The sequence below is a fragment of the Bacillus sp. F2HM genome, assembly GCF_019266135.1.
Taxonomy (GTDB): domain Bacteria; phylum Bacillota; class Bacilli; order Bacillales; family Bacillaceae; genus Bacillus; species Bacillus safensis.
Window position 1 is genome coordinate 86,722 of record NZ_LRMO01000024.1, and the last position, 19,324, is coordinate 106,045.

Genomic DNA, 19,324 nt, shown 5'->3' on the forward strand with positions numbered 1-19,324 from the left:
TTATTTCCGTTTATCGTAGTATACGCCGTCACTTGTTATGGGCTGGTATGGATTTTGATAATTCAGCTGTTTTGTTTTCTTTTTTTGAATGGCTTGAATATCTGCTTTTATCCCATTTTGGATAACCGTTAATTGCTTCGCCATCTGTTGATCTGTTTGGATGATTTCTCGGATTTTCTCTTTTTCTTGATCCGTCAATTCATGCTGTATATCTCTCATTAATTCGTCTCTCTCAATTAAAAAGGCATCAAAGTCTTCAACCAGTGTCTCACTTTGCGGATTTTCCGCTATTTCGGCTGCCATTTTTAATGTTTGATCATGCAACTGATCCACAATACTCATAGAGAACCCCCGATAGAGTGGTGACGCCCTTTTCGATCGGTTTGAATGACTTCCTTCCACGCATCACGGAAATCAGTTACGTACTCTTCTACTTCATTCAATATCTCTTCGTCATTTTGAAGATTGGCTTCTATCAGTCTGCGATAAATGTAATCATACATACTTGCCATACTCTTTGATACGTCATAGGAACGATTTAAGGTGACATTTAATTCTTGAATGATGTTTTGAGCCTTTTTTAGGTTCAAGTTTCTCGTTTCTGCATCCTCTTTTTGAATGGCATGCTTCGCTATTCTGATGAACTTTAAGCAGCCTTCATAAAGCATAAGCGTCAACTCGGCAGGTGTTGCGGTCTCAATAGAATTTTTCTGATAGGCGGCATAAGGGTTCTGTATTGCCATATGTTATAAACCTCCAATTATTGTCCAAGCAGTTGAGAAAGGTAGCCAGATTGGTTGTTTAGCTTTTGAATTGCACTATCCATGGCGTTAAACTTTTTGTAGTAACGGGCTTCAACCATTTTTAAACGATCTTGGAATGTACTCATTCGTTTTGTCAAAGAATCAAGGTCCTTACCAAGTCCGTATTCCTTTGATTCCATTGTTATGCTGCCAGCCTTTTTTTGAATGCTCTTCGAAAAGTCTGATAAGGAATTTTTGATACGATAGATGATTCCTTGTTCTTGATATTGCTGCTGCGCTTTGTCTTTATCCTTTGAATCCACATTTAAACTACCCGAGATGAACATTTGTCTGACCTTCTCCGGGTCTTCTTCAATGGCTTTTTTTAATTTCTCTACTCCATCACTATCCTTAATAAATTCAAGCTTCCCACCATCTTTATAGCTGGATGATGTCGAAATACCGATTTGTGTGAGTTGGATTTTATTCGCGTCACTTGTCGTAATATTAGCATACAAATCACTTCTTATTTTAGAGGCACCAGATCGTAAAATGGAATCACTTCTCAGCAAGCCAGACTTCGCGGTCGTTTCCCATAGCTCTATTTCTTTTTCAGACATCGCTTTTTTCTCTTCAGCCGTTAATGGATGATAGTCTCTGTTTTTCTTTTCATTGACTTTTCCATTAATCTGCTCAACGAGTTCATTATATTTATCAACAAATTGTTTAATTTTATCATATATTGCATCCACATCTGTTGAAACGTTTAAGCTGACGGGCTTATCTGTGGTTGCTTTAAGCTCGTACGTAATATCAGCCTGTGTGAATGTATTGTTGTTATTCTCCATTTTCAGACCATTAATCTCGTATTGCGCCTTCTGTCCTTGAGTGGTTGCAACTAATTTGTTATTTCCATCTACTTGGAAGCCTAGTTGCGTTAAAAATGAAGCTGAATTGCCATCAGCTGCTTTAATACTGACGCCTTCACCCGTTGTCCGAGAAGTAAGAGCGATGGTATCCACGTAGTTCGTTCCATCAGAGATTTGGCCTTTGTAAGCCGTCACACCTAATTGCGCGCTGTTCAGCTTTTTCACGATGTCATCAATTGTATCGGTATCAGAAGTATTGATTGTCACCGTTTTTGGTTCTGTCGAATCTGGTGTCGTCACTTCAAACGTAAACGTTCCGTTTGTTGGTGTAAATCCAGATGTACCAGAGGATTTGAAGACGGAAGCTGTCGCTAGCTGAGTGACATGAATAGAGCCAGAGGTCGCATTTGTTGATCCAGTTGCTGTGACAGCAGATTCATTAGAGCTTGTCACCTTTTTGGCGCCATATGTACTTGGACGCGTTAAGTTTAAACTGTTGATCAAATCATCTAATTCTTTAATTTTCGAGTTAACCTCGCGATAGCTGTCTCTTTGCCATTCAAGTGTTTGTTTCTGGCGCGTCATTGTATCAAGTGGTGCTTGCTCCGTTTTCATCAGCTTTGAAACGATTTCATCAATATCGAACACATTTGAAAATCCAGTAATACGATTGACCATTGTTTATGTTCTCCCTTCATTTACATTCTTTTATCTACAAATAGACCGACAATTTCTGTCATTGCCGCATAGAAATCAAGCCATTCCTTGGACGGAATTTCTCTAATGACTTCATCTGTTTGGTTATCTACGACTTTGACATAATATTCGTTGAGTTTTTCATGTAATTCAAATTGAAGATGAAATTGAGTAGGTTCAATCAGCTTGTTTGCGCCTTGAAGCGTTTTTTCAATTTCTTCTTTTGAAACAGCCCTGCCATTTGCTTGTGAGTCAGAGTTTACATTGTCATTCTGGTTATTAGAAACACGGGTTTGAAATGCATCGATAATTGGCTCTAATGATGTCAACTTACCAACAGACATAGTTATTCAGCTCCTGTGCTTTAATCTATCTTTTATATCGGCTTTGAATTTGCAAATTAAATATAGATGGACCGATTTGTTAAAGTTTCCTATAGATCATGCACCTCCGTATCGAAACGCTTTTACACGGAGAAGGATAACTGAATGCGATAAAAAAATCCTCACTTTTTTTGTGAGGATAATTGAGAGAGGAGATCTAAGGATAAACTCGCTGCACGATTGTTCTCTTCTTGAATAGACAGGTACACTTCTTTCCTGTGAATATCAATGTGCTTAGGAGCCTCTATCCCGACTTTCACTTGATCGCCTTCGATTGAAATAATCTTGACTTCAATATCATCGCCTATTTGAATCGACTGGTTTACTTTACGAGACAGCACTAACATGAGGATGCCACCTCTAACAAATGTTTTGTATGATAGGCTGAATCATGCAAAATCACCTGCTTGGCTTTCATGTTTTTTCGGTTCACAATAATAGGCGCTCTTAAATTGGCTGTCGTTTTTTCAATAGATGATTCCATTGTTAAGATAACCATCACTTCCACATCATTGGCATCTTCTACTTCTAGAATGTCTACAACCGTTTCGTCTAAATCAAATTCGTATTGATTGAAGAATAAAAACGGGCTGCTGACGATAAAGCCTAATGCCGAGTTTTTCAATGATTGAAGAACTAAAAATGGAGACTCTTCTGATAAAGGCAAAATGACAAACTGTTTTTGATCCAGAAATCCTGGTATCCCGTTAGAGAAGTGAATGATTTGCTCCTCTTTGATTGTCACTTCACCATGGTATTTTGTTTGAATGATCATAATTCACGACCTTTTTCGTTTTTCTTAACTATACCTTATCACCATTTTGGCCCGTTTCGTCAACTTCTATTTTTAATTCTGGGTATTGTAACATATCAATATTGACCTTACCTGGCTGGTAGTTAACGATTGGTTTATGAGGTGTGGCCTCTATGATAGCTTTTTGCGGCTCCACATCAATTTGAAGCTCAGAAGGCTGATAGTGAATTTTCACACTAAAGAATGAAGGTATCACACCAATGGTGAATTGTTTTGCTGGGGGACTGCCATTGATTTTGGCAAACTCAGCAATCGCATTCCCACCATTCTCGATCTTGATAAGTTCACTTCCTTCTTCCGCTCTTCGACCCATTCCTTCTCCAACAGCACGCTTCCCCTCAGCTGCCCATTCCTCAGAACGCCTAAAAATCGACTTGATGTCCATATCGGCAAATGCCTCGGTTTGATCAATGGTTAATTTCGACGGTGTCCTTTTGATATTCATGACAGCTCGTGGCTGCTGAATCTCAAGGTCCGCTCGTGGCTGCTCTACTTCTTGCCGGGAAGGAGTTGTCGACATTTGAAGCTTTGCATAGGTTTGCTGCATTAACAATCTAGGGATTTGCATATGTTCACCTCCATGATGCAAAAAAGCACCCATCGGATGCTTTTTATTATCTTAAGAAATCTACAAGGGATGGCTGAATGACTTTAGCTGTTGTCGCTAAAGCAGCTCTATTCACCGTCTCTTGTTGAAGAAGATCAAGAATTGCCTTTTCACTTTCAACATCTTCATTATCTGATTTAGCATTTTTCAGTACTTGAAATTGTGAAGTCAAACGACTTCCTACTAAGTCAACACGATTCGAACGCGCTCCTAGGTCAGATCGCTCAGCACTCATCACTTCTTTAAACTGATCGATACTTCCTAATGCATCATCAGAATTCGCAAACGTTCCATTTTTCAATGAGTTTTCTAAATCAGTCAGCATTTCAATGACATTTTGACCGTTAGCCTGTCCGCCAAACGCTGAGATTGGATTTGAGTTTACATTTAAAGTGATACCATCAGAAATATTCGCTTGAACAGCATTCGCATCTGTATAATTTTCGAAGTTAAATGTATACGTTCCGTCTGCATTCTCAACAACTGGTTTAACATTTGTATTTGTCCCATTAAATACGAACTTACCTAGCATTTGAGTGTTCATTGCATCAATGATTTGATTCTTCATCTGGCCAATTTCCACTCCGATAGCTGCTAAATCTTCGGGCTGCTTTGTTCCGTTCGCCGCATCAAGCACTTTATCTCGTATATTAGACATAATATCAATGATTTCTGTGACACTTGTTTCAGATGTATCAATCCAGTTTTGTGCTTCATTTAAGTTATTTTTATATTGTTCATTTCGAAACAAGGCAGTACTATATTGAAGGCTTTTTACTGCTGCAACAGGATCATCAGAAGTTTTCGTGAAACGTTTGCCTGTTTGTGCCTGTTCATTAATTTTAGATAGTTTTTCATAACTTTTACTAATATTTCGCAGTGAGTTTTGTGAAATCATTCCTTGTGTGACTCGCATCCGTTATCCCTACCTTCCTACGACACCCATGCCGTTTATGACCTTATCCAATACTTCATCTTGTAATGTCATAATTCTCGCAGCCGCATTATATGCATGCTGAAATTGAATCATATTCGTCATTTCTTCATCAATGGAAACAGCGCTAGTCGACATTCTACGTTCGTTGGCTGAATTGACAAGAGCAGCTGAACTGCTTTCAAGCGTCATGTTCTTTTTCCCTTGGACACCCATCTCAGCAATGACATTTTGGTAATAATCCTGAATTGTTGTTGTATTTCCGCCGATTGGTAACTTTAAGTCTTGTATATTAGCTAATTTCGTAGCATTCGAACCGTCACCTTGTGTTTGATTGAGAGATGCTGCAATATTATCTGTTGATGCTAAAATGACATCGCTCACTTTAATACGAGCTGCCAAACCTTTATTCAAATCATTGTTATTCTCGATATCAAAAAAGTCTTGCCCACTTGCACCAGTTAACGTGTACCCCTGCTTATGTACATCGTTAAATGTATCCATGAATACTTGTGCTACTTCATCAAGCTCTGCAAGCATATCTGGATACATGCCTTTTTCAGCACCATTTGACATGTAGCCATAAGCCTCAACAAGTGCTTTTACTTTACCGTTCACTTGTAATTGATCCGCTGCAATAGTTGTTGTTCCGAATTGAAGTGAGTTAACAAGTCCCGTTGTATTATCGTAAGAGATTTGCAGTTCAGACTTTTCGTTCGTAATACCATTCAAAATATTTCCTGCAGATTGTCCATTTGCACCGATAATGTCGATGTTGACAGTTCCTTCAGCAATTTTGAGCGCATTACCGCCAGGTGGATTGTAGCTGACCTTAATATCAACAAGTGAGGATAATTGATCGACCAAAGTATCACGTGTATCATAAAGATCATTTGGAAGATACCCATTTGGTTCAACTGCTGCAATCTGTTTGTTCACTTCATCTATTTGAGATAAAAGAGTGTTTACATCTTTGGCTGTTGAATCGAGTTCCGTTTTTAAATTCTTTTGTATCGTTGTTAAAGAAGAATTGAGCAGACGAAATTGGTCAACTAAAGCCTGTGCACTTGTTTTAACAACTGTACGTGCAGAAGCCGTATCAGCATTTTTTGATTCCGATAAGACCTGTAATGATTTCCATAGATTATCAAAAGCTCTGTTCAAGCCTTCATCCGTCAAATCATTCATAACTCCTTCCATCTGTGAAAGGGCATCTGACTTCGTTGAGTAGTAAGATAAGTTATTATTATGATCTCTGTATTGTAGATCTAAAAAGCTGTCTCGAATTCTTTCAACCGTTCCAACTTGTACGCCTGTCCCCATTTGGCCATACGTCTTGCCGTCATAAACAGAAATGACTGGATAAGGATTTTCTGCTTTAAAGGTCACTCTTTGTCTTGAGTAGCCCTCCGTATTTGCATTGGAGACGTTGTTTGATGTGACATAAAGCCCTGCACGCTGGGCTGTGATTCCTCTTTTTGCCGTTTCTAGTCCCATGAATGTAGAACCCATTGGTATCCTCCTTGTTTACGCCTTTGAATCAAACAAAGCCCTTTGCTGTTTAGGCTTTGAACTCTCAAGACCATTTTGTCCGTAATTCATATTTTCTTTATTAGGGTTAACGAGATCGAATGTCAGTGAAATAAATTGAAGTGACTGCTGAATAAGCTGCTTGTTCAGTTCATTTACATCTTTTAGTTCCACCATGATGTCATTTAGTTTCTCATATAATGAAATGAGCTCTTCTTGATCTGTACCTTCAGCCTTTTCGATACATGCAGTGATGGTTGGTGATTGATCACTTTGTAAAAATTGAACGGTCGCTTCAATTCGTTTTTCTTCTAATTGAGAAATGGCCTGAATATACTTTTGCTCTAAATTCAGGACCTCTGAAAGAGCATCGATCTCATTGCTTTTCAGCATTTCTGTTTTATCCTTAGACAACTTTAAAAGCTGTTCATGCAATCCATAGAGACGATGCAGTTCTTCAATAATTATTTTAACTGACATTCACGCTGCTCCCTTTTGTTATTGTTGTTTATAAAAATTCAGCATTTTATCTGCAATGCCTTTTGTATCTACTTGATATGTTCCGGCTTCAATGCTTTTTTTAATTTGGTCAATTTTATCTTGGCGTTCTCTCATAATATTCGGCACCTTTTGCATTTCGATTGCCTTTTTAGAAATTTCGACTTTATCAGTTGATTTAGCTTGATTCGATTGCAACGTTTGTTTCTCATATGTTTTCTTGTAAGGATTTACTGGTTGTGTTCCATATCGATTAATTTTCACGGGATTCCTCTCGCTTTCCGTTACAGTCTGTCTTGATTCTATCCATTTTATCGACCAAACTGCAACTTAGTTTAGGGAATCAGTCGTTTTTAGGATTAATGGCATAATAGGTGTCTTTTTTCCTAGATTCAATCTCCCTTTTACGCTCCTCTTCTTGGTTCATTTGGCTGATTTGCGAATGAATATCCTGTTCACATTGGCTGCATAGCTTGTTTTTCCTGATCGCTTTGCCACATCTTTCACAAGGATAATTAATATTTGGAAATTGACTAATTTGCAGTCTTTTCAAACGAATAAATTTCAAGATTAATTCTTCATCAACTTCTGTTGCTTCTACTATTTCAGCGATGGTTGATTGTCTATTACTTTGTTTTCTCAAGAATTTATATACGATATCAAAAGAACGTTCTTCTTCTTCAAAGCATTTGTTACAAACCGTTTGGATGGTGGTTTTTAAAAATAGCTGATTACATTGTGGACAGTTTGCCAATTGATTCATAACCAAAACCCCTTACGTTATTTTCTTTTCTTATTATCGGTTAATTATCATGATTTTTAACTACGTATCAACGTAAAAGAAGAAACACTTTTAGCACCTGCGTCTTTCAAAATTCTTGCCGCATCATAGATGGTTGCTCCCGTTGTATAGATATCATCAACTAATATAATATCCCTTTGAACAATCGCATCTGTTTGCTTGATTTGAAACAATCCTTTTTGATCTAGGCGTTCATTTTTCTTTTTTTTAGACTGCTTACTTTGATGTATTTTCACGAGTGGTTGCAATATTGGCTTATCTAGCAAAGAAGCGATTATCACGGACTGATTAAATCCTCTTTCTTTTAGTCTTTCATGACTTAAAGGAATCGGTATCAGCAATGGGTCTTTTATGCAGAAGGAATGTTTAAATGCTGCTTGTACATCTTTTTTAAACAGCTCAGCTAAAGCCGTATCACCCCGAAATTTAAAGCGGGCAAGGACTTCTTTCATCAACTCGTTGTAAGTATAAACTGACCTATTTTTTACAAGGATTTTAGTAGAATCAGAGCGTTCATTCCATCTGTTACAGTCCTGGCACAATTGGTCATTTGACTGCGCCCTTCCGCATGTTGGACAAATAGGACGCTCAATCTTTACTAAGTGATCCTTACATGCTACACAAAGGCGATCATCATTTAATAGTAGGAATGATTTCCATGTAAAAGCAGGCACAAAATGTCCCTCGCAAATTTGGCAAATCAATTGGTTTCCTTGTTCAGCAGCAGACGATTTTCACACCTTGGAAATGCAGAGACCTTGGAAGCTGCTTCTGTCAGAATGACCAGCATCGCAGTATTCTTCTGTTTATCCACCATCTCAGATTTACTGTAAGATATTTTATCGATATCTGTTATATATTGTGGTTTCACTTGATTCAGTGAAATCGCTAATACATCTTCCATACACTTTTCACAATGACAAATCATGTTTAATTGGTTGAGATATTGATTGAGAATTTCCTTGAGTAGTATTTCTTTTGCATTGAGTAGCATATTTGTCTCTCCTGCCATTTGTGTATTGTGAATATAATGTACCATGATTTAGTTGAACCCACACTGTTTTTCAGAAAACTCTTTTGCAGCCGTCTCATTCATTTTTGCGATATGCTTCTTTGCTTGTTTCATACTTCTCGTTAAACCAAAATGAAAAAGGAAAACATCTCCTGTACAATAATCCGGGTGTCTGCCTACCCGCCCAGAAATCTGAACAAGTGCACTCTCTGTAAAAATAGTAGATTCCGAACCAAGTACCCCCACTTGAACATTTGGAATCGTTACGCCTCTTTCTAAAATAGTGGTTGTAACTAGTACATTGTATACGTAATCTCTAAAGTGCTGAACCTTTTGTTTCCTATCCGGATCATCGGCAGATACTCCCTCCACGTTTAAGGATTGTTCTCGAAGAATCTTCGTTACCTTCTTCATGACAGCAATTGAAGGAACAAAAAGTAATATTCTTCTCTTATTTGCAATATGTCTCTGCATCCAATTCATCACTTTAGGGGGCAGCTGCTTCTTTTTTAATTTCTTTTTCCAATGTCCGATCCAATGAAAGGTCGGTACGGGTAATGGTTGCTCGTGAAAACGCAAAGGAATTTTTATCGCTTCCAGTTTTCCACGAGAAACCTCTCTCGTCATTTTTTTAGAGGGTGTCGCACTTAAATAAATCCTAACCCCTCTGTTATTTCTCATCGCCTTTAGAACAGCAAATTGGAGACGCTCATCCATTGAATAAGGGAAGGCATCGACTTCATCTACAATGAGCACATCAAAAGCATTTTTGTATCTCATCAGCTGGTGGGTTGTGGTGATCACAAGCGGTGTTATTTGAAACCTTTGAGAACTGCCTCCATAAAGTACGGTAATTGTCACCCCTTGAAATGCTTTTCTAAGCCGTGGTTCGAGTTCAAGCACAACATCTGTTCTAGGTGTCGCAATACAGACACTCATTCCTTGATTTAACGCATATTCGATTCCATGAAAAAGCACTTCCGTTTTCCCTGCTCCGCAAACCGCCCAAACAAGTAGATCAAATTTGTTTTTAATAGCTTCAATTATCCTTTCTGACGCTCTTTTTTGCCCTTTGGAAAGCTCTCCCTGCCATGTTAATTCGGCTCGACATGTTTCTTCCATTTGTGGACCTGTCCATTCATAAAGAAACCCACATTCTGCTGCTTTTCCCATCATGATGCATGATCTACAGTACACACAATCCTTTTGACACACTTCACAAGGAGAATGAGCAAAGTACCGCTTGTTTGATACACCGCACCGGCAGCATGTAAAACCATTTGCTTTCCTCTCAATGGCAGGAGACCGATTGACTAATCCTTTCTCCTCCAGCCAATCTAAATTGAACTGTGTGCACTTTGTTTCATCGGTGAGCAGATGGCGTGAATGCAGCTGCCGCATTAGTTCCATTGCTTTGTCCATATTCAACATTACCAAACACCTTTCAATTGATGTTTGGCTATTATGCGCAAAGACATGACCTTTCGTCCAACAGGTAAAATAGAAAAACAAAACCCCTTTTCCATAAGAAAAGAGGTTTTTTAGGAATTATCTAATCACCCAGCCAAGAGCTAAAGAACCTTCACCTAGATGGGTGCCGATTACGGCACCAAAGTAGCTTTTATAAAATTCAACATGAGGATATTTTTCTGATAAGTGCGCAATTAATTCTTCTGCTTCTTCTTCTCTATTACCATGTATCAGTGTTGCTCTCATCGGAACACCACGTGATGCATCTTCATCAAATAATTCAAAAATACGTGAAATGGCTTTTTTACGTGTGCGAATCTTCTCAAAAGGAACAATTAGCTTGTTGTCAAAATGCAAAATAGGCTTTACCTTTAAGAGGCTTCCAATAAAAGCCTGAGCACCATTTAATCTGCCGCCTCTTTGCAAATGAGTTAAATCGTCTACCATAAAATACGCCCGCTGACTTTCTTTCAGGTAATTTAGATGTGCTAACACATCTTCTAAAGAAGCACCTTCTTGGATTTTTTCAGCAGCTTCTAACACATAAAAACCTTGTGCCATACAGCTTGTTTCTGTATCAAACGGGTAAATATCAATCCCGTCAACTAGATCATTCGCTGAGACAGCACTGTTATACGTTCCACTAATTCCACTTGAAAGGTGGATACTAATCACGGCGTCGTATGTTTCACTTAGTTTTTCATATAAGGCTATTAATTCACCGAAAGCAGGCTGAGAGGTTGTTGGAAGATCTTTGTGTTTTTTGATTTCTTCATAATATGTCTTCCAGTCCATTTCTATTTCTTCACGGTATGATTCACTGCCAAAGATGACGTTAAGGGGGATCATATGAATATTATGTTTATCACGCAGCTCTTGTGGTAAATAAGCAGTACTGTCTGTTACAACGGCTATTTTCATTCTTAAATACCTTCCTTATTCGTTAAGTTACTCTTTTTTATTTTAAAAGAATGATCATTTTTCATTAGATTTATAATAGTAATCAAAAAAGCCTGCCTAATCAATAGGCAAGCCCGCTATATCCGAAAAAGACTCCTTACCCTGTCTATCATTTCCCTCCACCTAAAATGTGAGAGAATAAAAACAGGCGAAAAAGGAGTACTTGTCCGGAACATTATCTCATTTCTACCCAGCCGTTTTTAATAGCTACAACAACAGCTTGTGTACGGTCGTTTACATTCATTTTTTGCAAAATGTTACTCACGTGGTTTTTAACTGTTTTCTCACTAATAAAGAGCGATTCACCGATTCCTCTGTTGCTCTTTCCGTCAGCTAACATTTGAAGAACTTCACATTCACGTCTAGTTAAGATATGAAGTGGTCTGCGAATTTCAGGATATACCTCATGCTGTGGATGTGCTGAAACGCCGCTAGTTGCTAAGCGTCGGAATTCATTTACTAAATTATGAGTGACTTTCGGATGTAAATAAGAGCCTCCGTCAGCTACAACTTTCACTGCTTCGATGAGTGTGTCTGCATCCATTTCTTTTAGCAGGTAGCCTCTCGCCCCTGTTTTCAATGCATGTGTTACATAGTTTTCATCGTCATGAATAGATAGAATAATGACTTTTGATTCGGGATAAAGCTCAACAAGCTGCTTTGTAGCCTCAACACCATTTACATTCGGCATATTAATGTCCATAATGACAACATCCGGATGATAGTGTTCTACGATACGTGCAGCTTCGTCACCGTCGTCTCCTTCTGCAACTACTTCAAAAGTAGGTTCAAAATCTAAAATCCGTTTGACACCTTCACGGAATAATTGGTGGTCATCAATAATTACAATATTTACTTTAGTCACAAGCTACGCCTCCCCATGTTTATTGTTCTACACCTGAACTTTATGGTCAATATGTCTTTTGACTCTATTTTACAATTTTATTTTGCAATGTTAGTGGCACGCGAATCATGATGAATGTCCCTAGACCTATTTTTGAGTCTATGGTCATTTTACCTTCCAGTAGGTCTACGCGTTCTTTCATGCCAAGTAAACCGAAGGATTTGTTTTTGTTTGTTTTCACATCTTTCATATCAAAGCCTTTTCCATCGTCTTTAATAATTAAGGTCACAAAGTCTTTCGTTACTTCTACTTTGACAGAGATTTCTTCAGCTTCAGAATGCTTTAATGAATTTGTGACAGCTTCTTGGGCTAGTCTAAACAGTGCTACTTCAAATTGAGAAGCAATTCTTTCACTTTCTGTATCACCTAGGCATTGGAACGTAATTTTGGTTTTCCCATCATATTCTTCAATTGTGTTTAAGTATTTTCTCAGTGTCGGAATCAGACCCAAATCATCTAAAGCCATCGGTCTTAAATCATAAATGATTCTTCTCACTTCGTACAGTGCATTTCGCACATTCTGTCTGAGACTTCTAATTTCTTTAAAACCTTCTTCTGTACCGCGGTCTCTAAAAATCCGTTCAATTAATTCGGAACGCATCATCACGTTTGCCAGCATTTGAGCAGGGCCGTCATGAATTTCCCGAGACACTCTTTTGCGTTCTTCTTCTTGGGCTTCAATAATTCTTAGCCCAAAATCTTGTTTTGCCTGAGCATCTTCAAGTAAAACGCCAACCTGGCGTAAATCCTGGTTGAGATAGTTGAGAACAACTGTAATCTGACTCACAAGCGTTTCAGAGCGTTCAATGACGTCTTGTAAGCTTAATAATCGTCTTTCCAGATCGTCTCTTCTTTCTCTCAGCTGCTTCTCGCGCTGCTGAATCATGGTGAGTTCCACTTGCAGGTTATGTGCTTTTTCGTAGGCCTCACGTATTTCTTCTTCGCTGAATTTGTTGAAGTTTCTGCTGACCTCAGATAAGCGGTTTCTAGCATGTCTTGTATGGACTTCCAGCTTATCCCCAAAATCAATTACTTCGTTTACTTGCTGCTTGATTTGCTTGAGCTCTTCTACTAGGCTTTCATATTGTTGACGGGACTGTTCGCCTATTCTAAATACTTCGTCCTTGCTGCCATCAACTGTACTTAGCATTTTCATGATGATTGAATCCAATAATTTCGGATCCATTTTGGGTGTTGTCATGGCTTTTCCCTCCCGTAACAGTGATGTCATCTTTTTTTATTATAAATGTCATTGATCTGCATTTTATGTCGAATTATAATGAAAGAATGCGTATAAATCATGAAGTTTTTATGACGACCCTTTTTCCACTCCTATCATCATAACAAAATACGCTGTAAAATTCTAAAACCAATGCAAATTTTCACTAGTCTTACAATTTGCTTGTCAGGAGGGTATGTCTTTTGCTGAATCGCTATCTTACAGTAAAAAGTCGTGGCGAGCATGAGATCGTCATTGAAAAATCACGTTTTATTTGTCATATACAGCGTGCTGTCTCAGAAGAAGAAGCACAAGCATTTATACAATCCATTAAAAAACAACATTGGAATGCCACACATAATTGTTCAGCCTATCTCATTGGTGAACATGACCTGATTCAAAAAGCGAATGATGATGGTGAACCAAGCGGTACAGCAGGTGTCCCAATGCTTGAAGTGCTAAAAAAACGGAAGCTGAAAGATACAGTTGTTGTGGTCACTCGTTATTTCGGCGGTATCAAGCTAGGTGCCGGTGGATTGATTCGTGCCTACGGAAAATCTGTATCAGAAGCTATCAACCATGTTGGAATGGTAGAGCGCTGTTTAATGCGTACAATGCACACAACAATAGATTATACATGGCTTGGAAAGGTAGAGAATGAGCTTAGAGCCTCATCTTTTCAGCTAAAAGAAATCCATTATGCAGAAGATGTTATTTTTGAGACATATGTCGAAGAAACACAAACAGAGCAGTTCATTGAGTGGATGACTGAGCTGACAAATGGAAAGAGTGTTACAAAAGAAGGCGAATTGATTTATTTAGAAAAGGACATTGGTCCGATAAAGGAGACAGATGAATGGCACAACGAGTAAAAGTGCGTGTACGAAAGAAAAAGAGTAAGAAGAAGAGAATTATCAAACGTATTCTGGTCTTATTTTTACTTCTTATCATCTGCATGGGCGGATTTGCAGTATATAAAATCGTCAATACTCTTCAAGCTGCTGACAAAACATATGATGAACTAGATCGCGGAGAGAAATCGAATCTTCGTGATGCTGTCATTGATATTAAGAAAAAACCTTTCTCTGTATTATTTGTCGGAATTGAGGATTATGCCACAAAGGGTGATCATGGCCGTTCAGATTCACTCATTGTCGCAACGATTAACCCTCAAGACAAAACGATGAAAATGGTTAGTATCCCTCGTGACACACGCGTACAGCTTGCAAGTGATACGACAGGAAGTAAAGAAAAGATCAATGCAGCATTTGCTAAAGGTGGTAAAGACGAAACGATTGAAACTGTCGAACAATTCTTGCATATTCCGATTGATAAGTATGCAACCGTTGATTTTGACGGGTTCAAGGATGTCATCGATGAAGTCGGCGGAATTGATATCGATGTTCCATTTGACTTCAATGAAAAAAGTGATGTTAAAAAATCGAAAAAGATTTACTTCAAAAAAGGCAATATGCATTTAAACGGGGAAGAAGCACTTGCTTACGCACGGATGAGAAAACAAGATCCACGCGGTGATTTCGGACGTAACGATCGTCAGAAACAAATTTTACGTGCAATGATTGATCAAATGGCGAAGCCAAATAACATTGCGAACGTCGATAACATTGCTAAAGAAGTCAGTGATCACATTACGACCAATTTCCGTATCACAGAAGGTCTTGCGCTTCAGCAAATCTACAGCGGATTTAAAGGAGACGACACAGAAACACTTTCTATTAAAGGAAAAGACCTTTACTTAGGTCCGAATCGGACGTATTACTTTGAGCCAGATCCAACCAATCTAGCTAACGTCCAATATGAATTACGGACCCATTTAAAGCTTCCTACTGAATCTCCAACTGAAACAGATTCACAAACCAATCCGTCCTCTGGTGAAACAGGGTCAAGTGATACAACTAACTCATCGACCAGCACACCTGGACAATAATAAAAACAGCCCAGTTCCTAGGAACGGGCTGTTTTTTACTGCCTTTTGACCATTCGTTTATAAAATTTCGTAAATGGTTTAAACTCTTCATTCACCAAGCCTGTGACTTCTGCAATCACTTGCATGAACATGACCAGTAAAAAGATAATAATCAGTGATAACCAAATGGTGGCGCTTGTCAGCAAAATCGCACTTAAGCTAAAGACTAAGCCAATCATATAAATCACGATGACAGCCATACGATGGGACAAGCCAAAAGCCATCAGTCTATGATGAATATGAGATTTGTCAGGTGCTGAGATCGGCTGTTTGTTTAATATTCGTCTAATGATGGCAAAGGTGGTATCGAAAATAGGGACACCTAAGATGATCACTGGGACAACTACACTAAACAAAGTGACACTTTTGTATAGCCCTAATAGTGACAGTACCGAAATCATATAACCTAAAAAAAGCGAGCCGGTGTCACCCATAAAAATCTTCGCCGGATGAAAGTTGTAAAAAAGAAAGCCTATGGTACTACCAATGACAACAAGGGATAAAGAAAGAATCAAAATTTTATCAGCAGAAAATGCCATCACGGCAATGGTTGATAAACCGATGACAGAAATACCGGCAGCCAGTCCATCAAGGCCGTCAATTAAATTAATGGCATTTGTGATTCCGACAATCCATAACACGGTTAGGGGATATGCCATCCAGCCTAACTCAATTCGATCTGTTAAGAAAGGAACAGAAAAAAAGTCCATTTTTAAGCCTGTGCTTACAATCAGACAAGCAACAAGAACTTGTACGAGAAATTTGAATTTTGCACTTAAATTATATTTATCATCAAATATACCTAGAATGACGATAAGTACGGCACCAACTGAAATTGCTGTAATTTTATTATGTAGAAACAGCCCGCCTGCTAATGCTCCAGCCGCTACCCCAATAAAAATTGCCAAACCGCCCATTCGAGGCATTACTTTATCATGAACTTTTCGTTTATTCGGCTGGTCCACTGCACCAATCTTAATTGCAAACTTTTTGACGATTGGTGTCACAATTAAAACTGTAGCCAGAGAGACAAAAAACGCTAATAAGGCGCGTTCGTAATCCATAGGTCAGTCTCCTTCTAAATTGAAATCTGTATTTTGTATATTGGCCGCTCTTTCCATTATACAATTGAATAGAGGATGATCACAAGCTCCCCCTGTGAAGAAGAAACAAATAAAAACGCACAATCCCTGATGAATTATGCGTTTTCTTTAATATTCGTTAGTTCCACCATGTTTGTGAACAGCGCGTGCCAATCTTTTTTCTTCGCCCGGCTTTGTCTTAGATGTCTATAGTCCATGTCGTCTTTTTTGCTGATCACTTTTTGGCAGGCTTCTACGAAGAGTGCAGGATCTTCGCCCTCTAAATATTCATACACATCATTCTCTTTTAGCCTTTCCGTTGACGGAAGATTTAAACCAACAACCGGTATTCCTGCGGCTAAAAATTCATATAGCTTGAGCGGAAACACGGCTTGATTGTAAGGAGATTGTTTGTATGGCATCATGCCTACATCAATCAGCTGCATATACGCAGGCACTTCTTCTGGTGCAACAGCACCTGTCCAGATCACATTTGGCAGTTTAAGTGCATGCTGAAAAGATGGATCGCCATTTGTTCCATCCGGACCGACAAATAAAAATGTCCAATCAGGCTTCACGCGGGCAGCTTCTGCTATCATGTCAAAATCCAGCTTCGGCTTGATGCCTCCAATAAAACCAAGAACAGTTCCTTCTCTTCCTTGCAGCACATCCTCCTTACATGGAAGATTGCTTTTTGCAAACACATCGTACTCGACGCCATTTTCAACTGTAAACACATCTTTTGGTTCGCCCATAAGACGCTTTTTGATTTGATCGTGTAAGTATTGAGAAGAGCATGTAATGCTGTGTGCGTATTTGATGATTCGATTTTCTGCTTTCACAATGACACGCTGTCTCATATAAGAAAGCAAATTATTTTTGCCGCTTATCGGCTCTCCCCACAGGTCACTGCAGTCATAGACAATATGTTTCCATTCAAATAAAGAAGATAAGAGCGGAAAACCCGGAAACGTATACCATAAGCAAACAGCGATTCCCTTTTTTTCTTCCTGCCGCAAATGCTCAAGAAGAGGGGACAATTTATGAATATAGAACATGTCTTGATATCGGCCAAAGCGAAAAAATTTGCTCTTGAGCACATCAGGAATGGTCAATTGCTTCATTCGATCGGTTATGGGTTGAAAGGGAGCTGTATGACGGGATGCAGATGGGCATACCCAGATGACCTCTTTCGTTTCTGGATCAGATGCTAGAAATTCCGCCAGTCGATGCCGCCTGTACCTCAAGCCGTCCTGTCCCCATTCTCCCGTCGCTACGATAACATGTATGATCGAGTCTGCTTTCACCTTTATCACCTTTTTTCCCTTCTGTTTATAAGCGCTTCTTCACAGCATTTGTCGCATAGTGCATAAAACACCAAGATGCTTTGACAAAATGAAGCTGCTCAATTTCTCTGTAGACGAACCACGTTTTTTTCGCTGCTTTCCACTTGTTACTAGAGATCGAGTTTCCAACGATGCGGTATTCACTGAGCGGTTTACTCATTCCATAGGCTGTAAATCCTCTTTTTAATATGGACAGCCATGTAGCTAAATCCTGTCTTGTGCGGATGTTCGGCATTTCTATATGTCCTATCTTCTGTACATCAAGCATCACCGTTAAACAGCCGATAATGGTATTTTTCAAAGCTTCATCATAAGTTAATCTTGCTGGTGCAGTGACGGTTTTTTCTAACGGTTCTCCATTTTCTGCAATGATGTCATATGCCGTGAATGTAAAGGCATAATCGTTTGTCAGCATGAAGTCTACCTGCTGTTCAAGCTTCGTCTCTTTCCACTTATCATCGCTGTCTAAAAAAGCAATAAAGCGGCCTTTTGCCTGTTTGATGGCTGCGTTTCTAGCGATGGCGGCTCCCCCATTTTGCTCTAAATAAATGACGTTGATTCTGTCGTCTGCTTCACTTAAGTCCCCAAGCAGCTTCCTTGTTCCATCTGTTGAACAATCATCTGCGATGATCAGTTCCCAATTAGAATAGGTTTGGGCAAGGACGGAATGAACTGTATCCGTTAAATAACGTTCCGCATTATAGGCCGGTGTAATGATTGATACTAACGGTTGATTGTTCACCTAAGACTCATCTCCAGTTCATCATTAAGATTCTTTGAACACTTCGGGTAAGACCACAAACATGAGCGAGATACTAAAGCCAATGACAAGTCCAAGCAGTGCCCGCTTTTTCGCTGACATGCCTTTATTGCCTTCATCAAGAACTTGAGCAGGATCAACAATCTTCGCCTGCTTCATTCCAAGCTTTGTAGACTCCAATTCATATAAAAATCGCTCTTTATCTACTTTGGAATCGTTGCTGACAGATTCGTCTTCTAGAGCAGATAATCTACTTTCAATCACCTGCTGCCTTTTTGTAAATAATGCTTTGTCTTGCTTCAGAAATGTATCCGACACCTGCTTCACGACAGCTAAAGCATGATCCTTATCAGCATCTGTGAAGGACAGCTGTAATTGTGTATCTGATTGATTGGTGAGGATGAGGCGGCTTTTCACATCCTGCCTTTCTTCTTTCACATCACTGAGCGCTTCGTTCAAAAATGCATCGCTTTTTAATAGAGATGTCACTTCTGCGATATTGTTATACACTCCGTCATCATATTTACCAAGTGTAAGCGTAACGGCAGCTGTGTAACTAGACTGCTGCACTGTTCCTTTGGCAAAAAAGAATCCAAAAGCGCCTAATACGACAGGCAGCAGCACAAGCCATACAATATACTTTTTGATTCGCTTCCCTATTCTAGATATGAAACTAGACATGTTCATTCTCCCAACATTGACGTATTT

At 39.0% G+C, this 19,324-nt stretch carries 24 protein-coding genes; 2 read left to right on the forward strand and 22 right to left on the reverse strand.

Going from position 1 to position 19,324, the window contains the following annotated elements; all coding sequences use genetic code 11:
• The 18 genes from fliT to degS all read right to left on the reverse strand — a co-directional run bounded on the left by fliT (position 1) and on the right by degS (position 13,423).
• A complete protein-coding gene (gene fliT / locus AWT60_RS15295; protein ID WP_041115575.1) occupies positions 1 to 342 on the reverse strand; it encodes a flagella biosynthesis regulatory protein FliT in 342 nt (113 codons plus the stop codon).
• Positions 339 to 743, reverse strand: coding sequence for a flagellar export chaperone FliS (gene fliS / locus AWT60_RS15300; protein ID WP_024423612.1), 405 nt, complete (start codon positions 741 to 743; stop codon positions 339 to 341). Before fliS ends, fliT begins: the two co-directional genes overlap by 4 nt.
• Positions 744 to 760: 17 nt before the next feature.
• Positions 761 to 2,290, reverse strand: coding sequence for a flagellar hook-associated protein 2 (locus AWT60_RS15305; protein ID WP_076840154.1), 1,530 nt, complete (start codon positions 2,288 to 2,290; stop codon positions 761 to 763).
• A gap of 20 nt (positions 2,291 to 2,310) precedes the next feature.
• The gene (gene flaG / locus AWT60_RS15310) at positions 2,311 to 2,652 is read right to left on the reverse strand and encodes a flagellar protein FlaG (RefSeq protein ID WP_034281093.1); all 342 of its coding nucleotides are present in this window, start codon (positions 2,650 to 2,652) and stop codon (positions 2,311 to 2,313) included.
• 161 nt (positions 2,653 to 2,813) lie between these two features.
• Positions 2,814 to 3,038 carry a carbon storage regulator CsrA gene (csrA, locus tag AWT60_RS15315; RefSeq protein WP_041108011.1) on the reverse strand — a complete coding sequence of 75 codons (225 nt, stop codon included), beginning with the start codon at positions 3,036 to 3,038 and terminating at the stop codon, positions 2,814 to 2,816.
• Positions 3,032 to 3,466, reverse strand: a complete 435-nt coding sequence (gene fliW, locus AWT60_RS15320; RefSeq protein ID WP_076840156.1) for a flagellar assembly protein FliW — start codon at positions 3,464 to 3,466, stop codon at positions 3,032 to 3,034. The genes csrA and fliW overlap by 7 nt, the downstream gene beginning before the upstream one ends.
• A 28-nt stretch (positions 3,467 to 3,494) precedes the next feature.
• Entirely contained in the window at positions 3,495 to 4,073 is a 579-nt protein-coding gene (locus tag AWT60_RS15325; RefSeq protein ID WP_024423616.1) for a DUF6470 family protein, read from the reverse strand.
• 46 nt (positions 4,074 to 4,119) lie between these two features.
• The gene (gene flgL, locus AWT60_RS15330; RefSeq protein WP_034281095.1) at positions 4,120 to 5,028 is read right to left on the reverse strand and encodes a flagellar hook-associated protein FlgL; all 909 of its coding nucleotides are present in this window, start codon (positions 5,026 to 5,028) and stop codon (positions 4,120 to 4,122) included.
• A 9-nt stretch (positions 5,029 to 5,037) separates the two neighbouring features.
• Positions 5,038 to 6,558, reverse strand: a complete 1,521-nt coding sequence (flgK, locus tag AWT60_RS15335; protein WP_218677427.1) for a flagellar hook-associated protein FlgK — start codon at positions 6,556 to 6,558, stop codon at positions 5,038 to 5,040.
• Positions 6,559 to 6,573: 15 nt separating this feature from the next.
• Positions 6,574 to 7,056, reverse strand: coding sequence for a flagellar protein FlgN (locus AWT60_RS15340; RefSeq protein ID WP_024423619.1), 483 nt, complete (start codon positions 7,054 to 7,056; stop codon positions 6,574 to 6,576).
• An 18-nt stretch (positions 7,057 to 7,074) separates the two neighbouring features.
• Entirely contained in the window at positions 7,075 to 7,338 is a 264-nt protein-coding gene (gene flgM / locus AWT60_RS15345) for a flagellar biosynthesis anti-sigma factor FlgM (RefSeq protein WP_024423620.1), read from the reverse strand.
• A 79-nt stretch (positions 7,339 to 7,417) separates the two neighbouring features.
• On the reverse strand, positions 7,418 to 7,837 hold the full coding sequence (locus tag AWT60_RS15350; protein WP_024423621.1) for a TIGR03826 family flagellar region protein: 420 nt from the start codon (positions 7,835 to 7,837) through the stop codon (positions 7,418 to 7,420).
• Positions 7,838 to 7,893: 56 nt separating this feature from the next.
• Positions 7,894 to 8,550, reverse strand: a complete 657-nt coding sequence (locus tag AWT60_RS15355; RefSeq protein ID WP_249895851.1) for a ComF family protein — start codon at positions 8,548 to 8,550, stop codon at positions 7,894 to 7,896.
• Between the two features lie 26 nt (positions 8,551 to 8,576).
• Positions 8,577 to 8,870, reverse strand: coding sequence for a late competence protein ComFB (gene comFB, locus AWT60_RS15360; RefSeq protein ID WP_024423623.1), 294 nt, complete (start codon positions 8,868 to 8,870; stop codon positions 8,577 to 8,579).
• 48 nt (positions 8,871 to 8,918) lie between these two features.
• The gene (locus tag AWT60_RS15365; RefSeq protein ID WP_139336377.1) at positions 8,919 to 10,316 is read right to left on the reverse strand and encodes an ATP-dependent helicase ComFA; all 1,398 of its coding nucleotides are present in this window, start codon (positions 10,314 to 10,316) and stop codon (positions 8,919 to 8,921) included.
• A 120-nt stretch (positions 10,317 to 10,436) separates the two neighbouring features.
• Entirely contained in the window at positions 10,437 to 11,279 is an 843-nt protein-coding gene (locus tag AWT60_RS15370) for a DegV family protein (RefSeq protein ID WP_041108019.1), read from the reverse strand.
• Between the two features lie 214 nt (positions 11,280 to 11,493).
• Positions 11,494 to 12,183, reverse strand: a complete 690-nt coding sequence (gene degU / locus AWT60_RS15375) for a two-component system response regulator DegU (protein WP_008348273.1) — start codon at positions 12,181 to 12,183, stop codon at positions 11,494 to 11,496.
• Positions 12,184 to 12,247: 64 nt separating this feature from the next.
• A complete protein-coding gene (gene degS / locus AWT60_RS15380; RefSeq protein ID WP_003213166.1) occupies positions 12,248 to 13,423 on the reverse strand; it encodes a two-component sensor histidine kinase DegS in 1,176 nt (391 codons plus the stop codon).
• A gap of 221 nt (positions 13,424 to 13,644) precedes the next feature.
• On the opposite strand from degS, the gene AWT60_RS15385 reads away from it, so the two are divergent.
• Positions 13,645 to 14,313 (forward strand): YigZ family protein, encoded by a 669-nt coding sequence (locus AWT60_RS15385; RefSeq protein ID WP_012011434.1) that lies wholly within the window; start codon positions 13,645 to 13,647, stop codon positions 14,311 to 14,313.
• Complete coding sequence (locus AWT60_RS15390) at positions 14,298 to 15,389, forward strand: LCP family protein (protein ID WP_041088032.1); 1,092 nt, start codon at positions 14,298 to 14,300, stop codon at positions 15,387 to 15,389. Before AWT60_RS15385 ends, AWT60_RS15390 begins: the two co-directional genes overlap by 16 nt.
• Before the next feature lie 35 nt (positions 15,390 to 15,424).
• On the opposite strand, the gene AWT60_RS15395 is transcribed toward AWT60_RS15390, so the two are convergent.
• The 4 genes from AWT60_RS15395 to tuaF all read right to left on the reverse strand — a co-directional run bounded on the left by AWT60_RS15395 (position 15,425) and on the right by tuaF (position 19,297).
• Positions 15,425 to 16,492 (reverse strand): glycosyltransferase family 4 protein, encoded by a 1,068-nt coding sequence (locus tag AWT60_RS15395; protein WP_034660156.1) that lies wholly within the window; start codon positions 16,490 to 16,492, stop codon positions 15,425 to 15,427.
• A gap of 134 nt (positions 16,493 to 16,626) precedes the next feature.
• Positions 16,627 to 17,826: a teichuronic acid biosynthesis protein TuaH gene (tuaH, locus tag AWT60_RS15400; RefSeq protein ID WP_218677428.1), complete on the reverse strand. Its 1,200-nt coding sequence runs from the start codon at positions 17,824 to 17,826 to the stop codon at positions 16,627 to 16,629.
• A 16-nt stretch (positions 17,827 to 17,842) separates the two neighbouring features.
• Positions 17,843 to 18,598, reverse strand: a complete 756-nt coding sequence (tuaG, locus tag AWT60_RS15405; protein WP_056765661.1) for a teichuronic acid biosynthesis protein TuaG — start codon at positions 18,596 to 18,598, stop codon at positions 17,843 to 17,845.
• Positions 18,599 to 18,622: 24 nt separating this feature from the next.
• Positions 18,623 to 19,297, reverse strand: a complete 675-nt coding sequence (gene tuaF / locus AWT60_RS15410; RefSeq protein ID WP_056765659.1) for a teichuronic acid biosynthesis protein TuaF — start codon at positions 19,295 to 19,297, stop codon at positions 18,623 to 18,625.
• Positions 19,298 to 19,324: the final 27 nt, after the last annotated feature.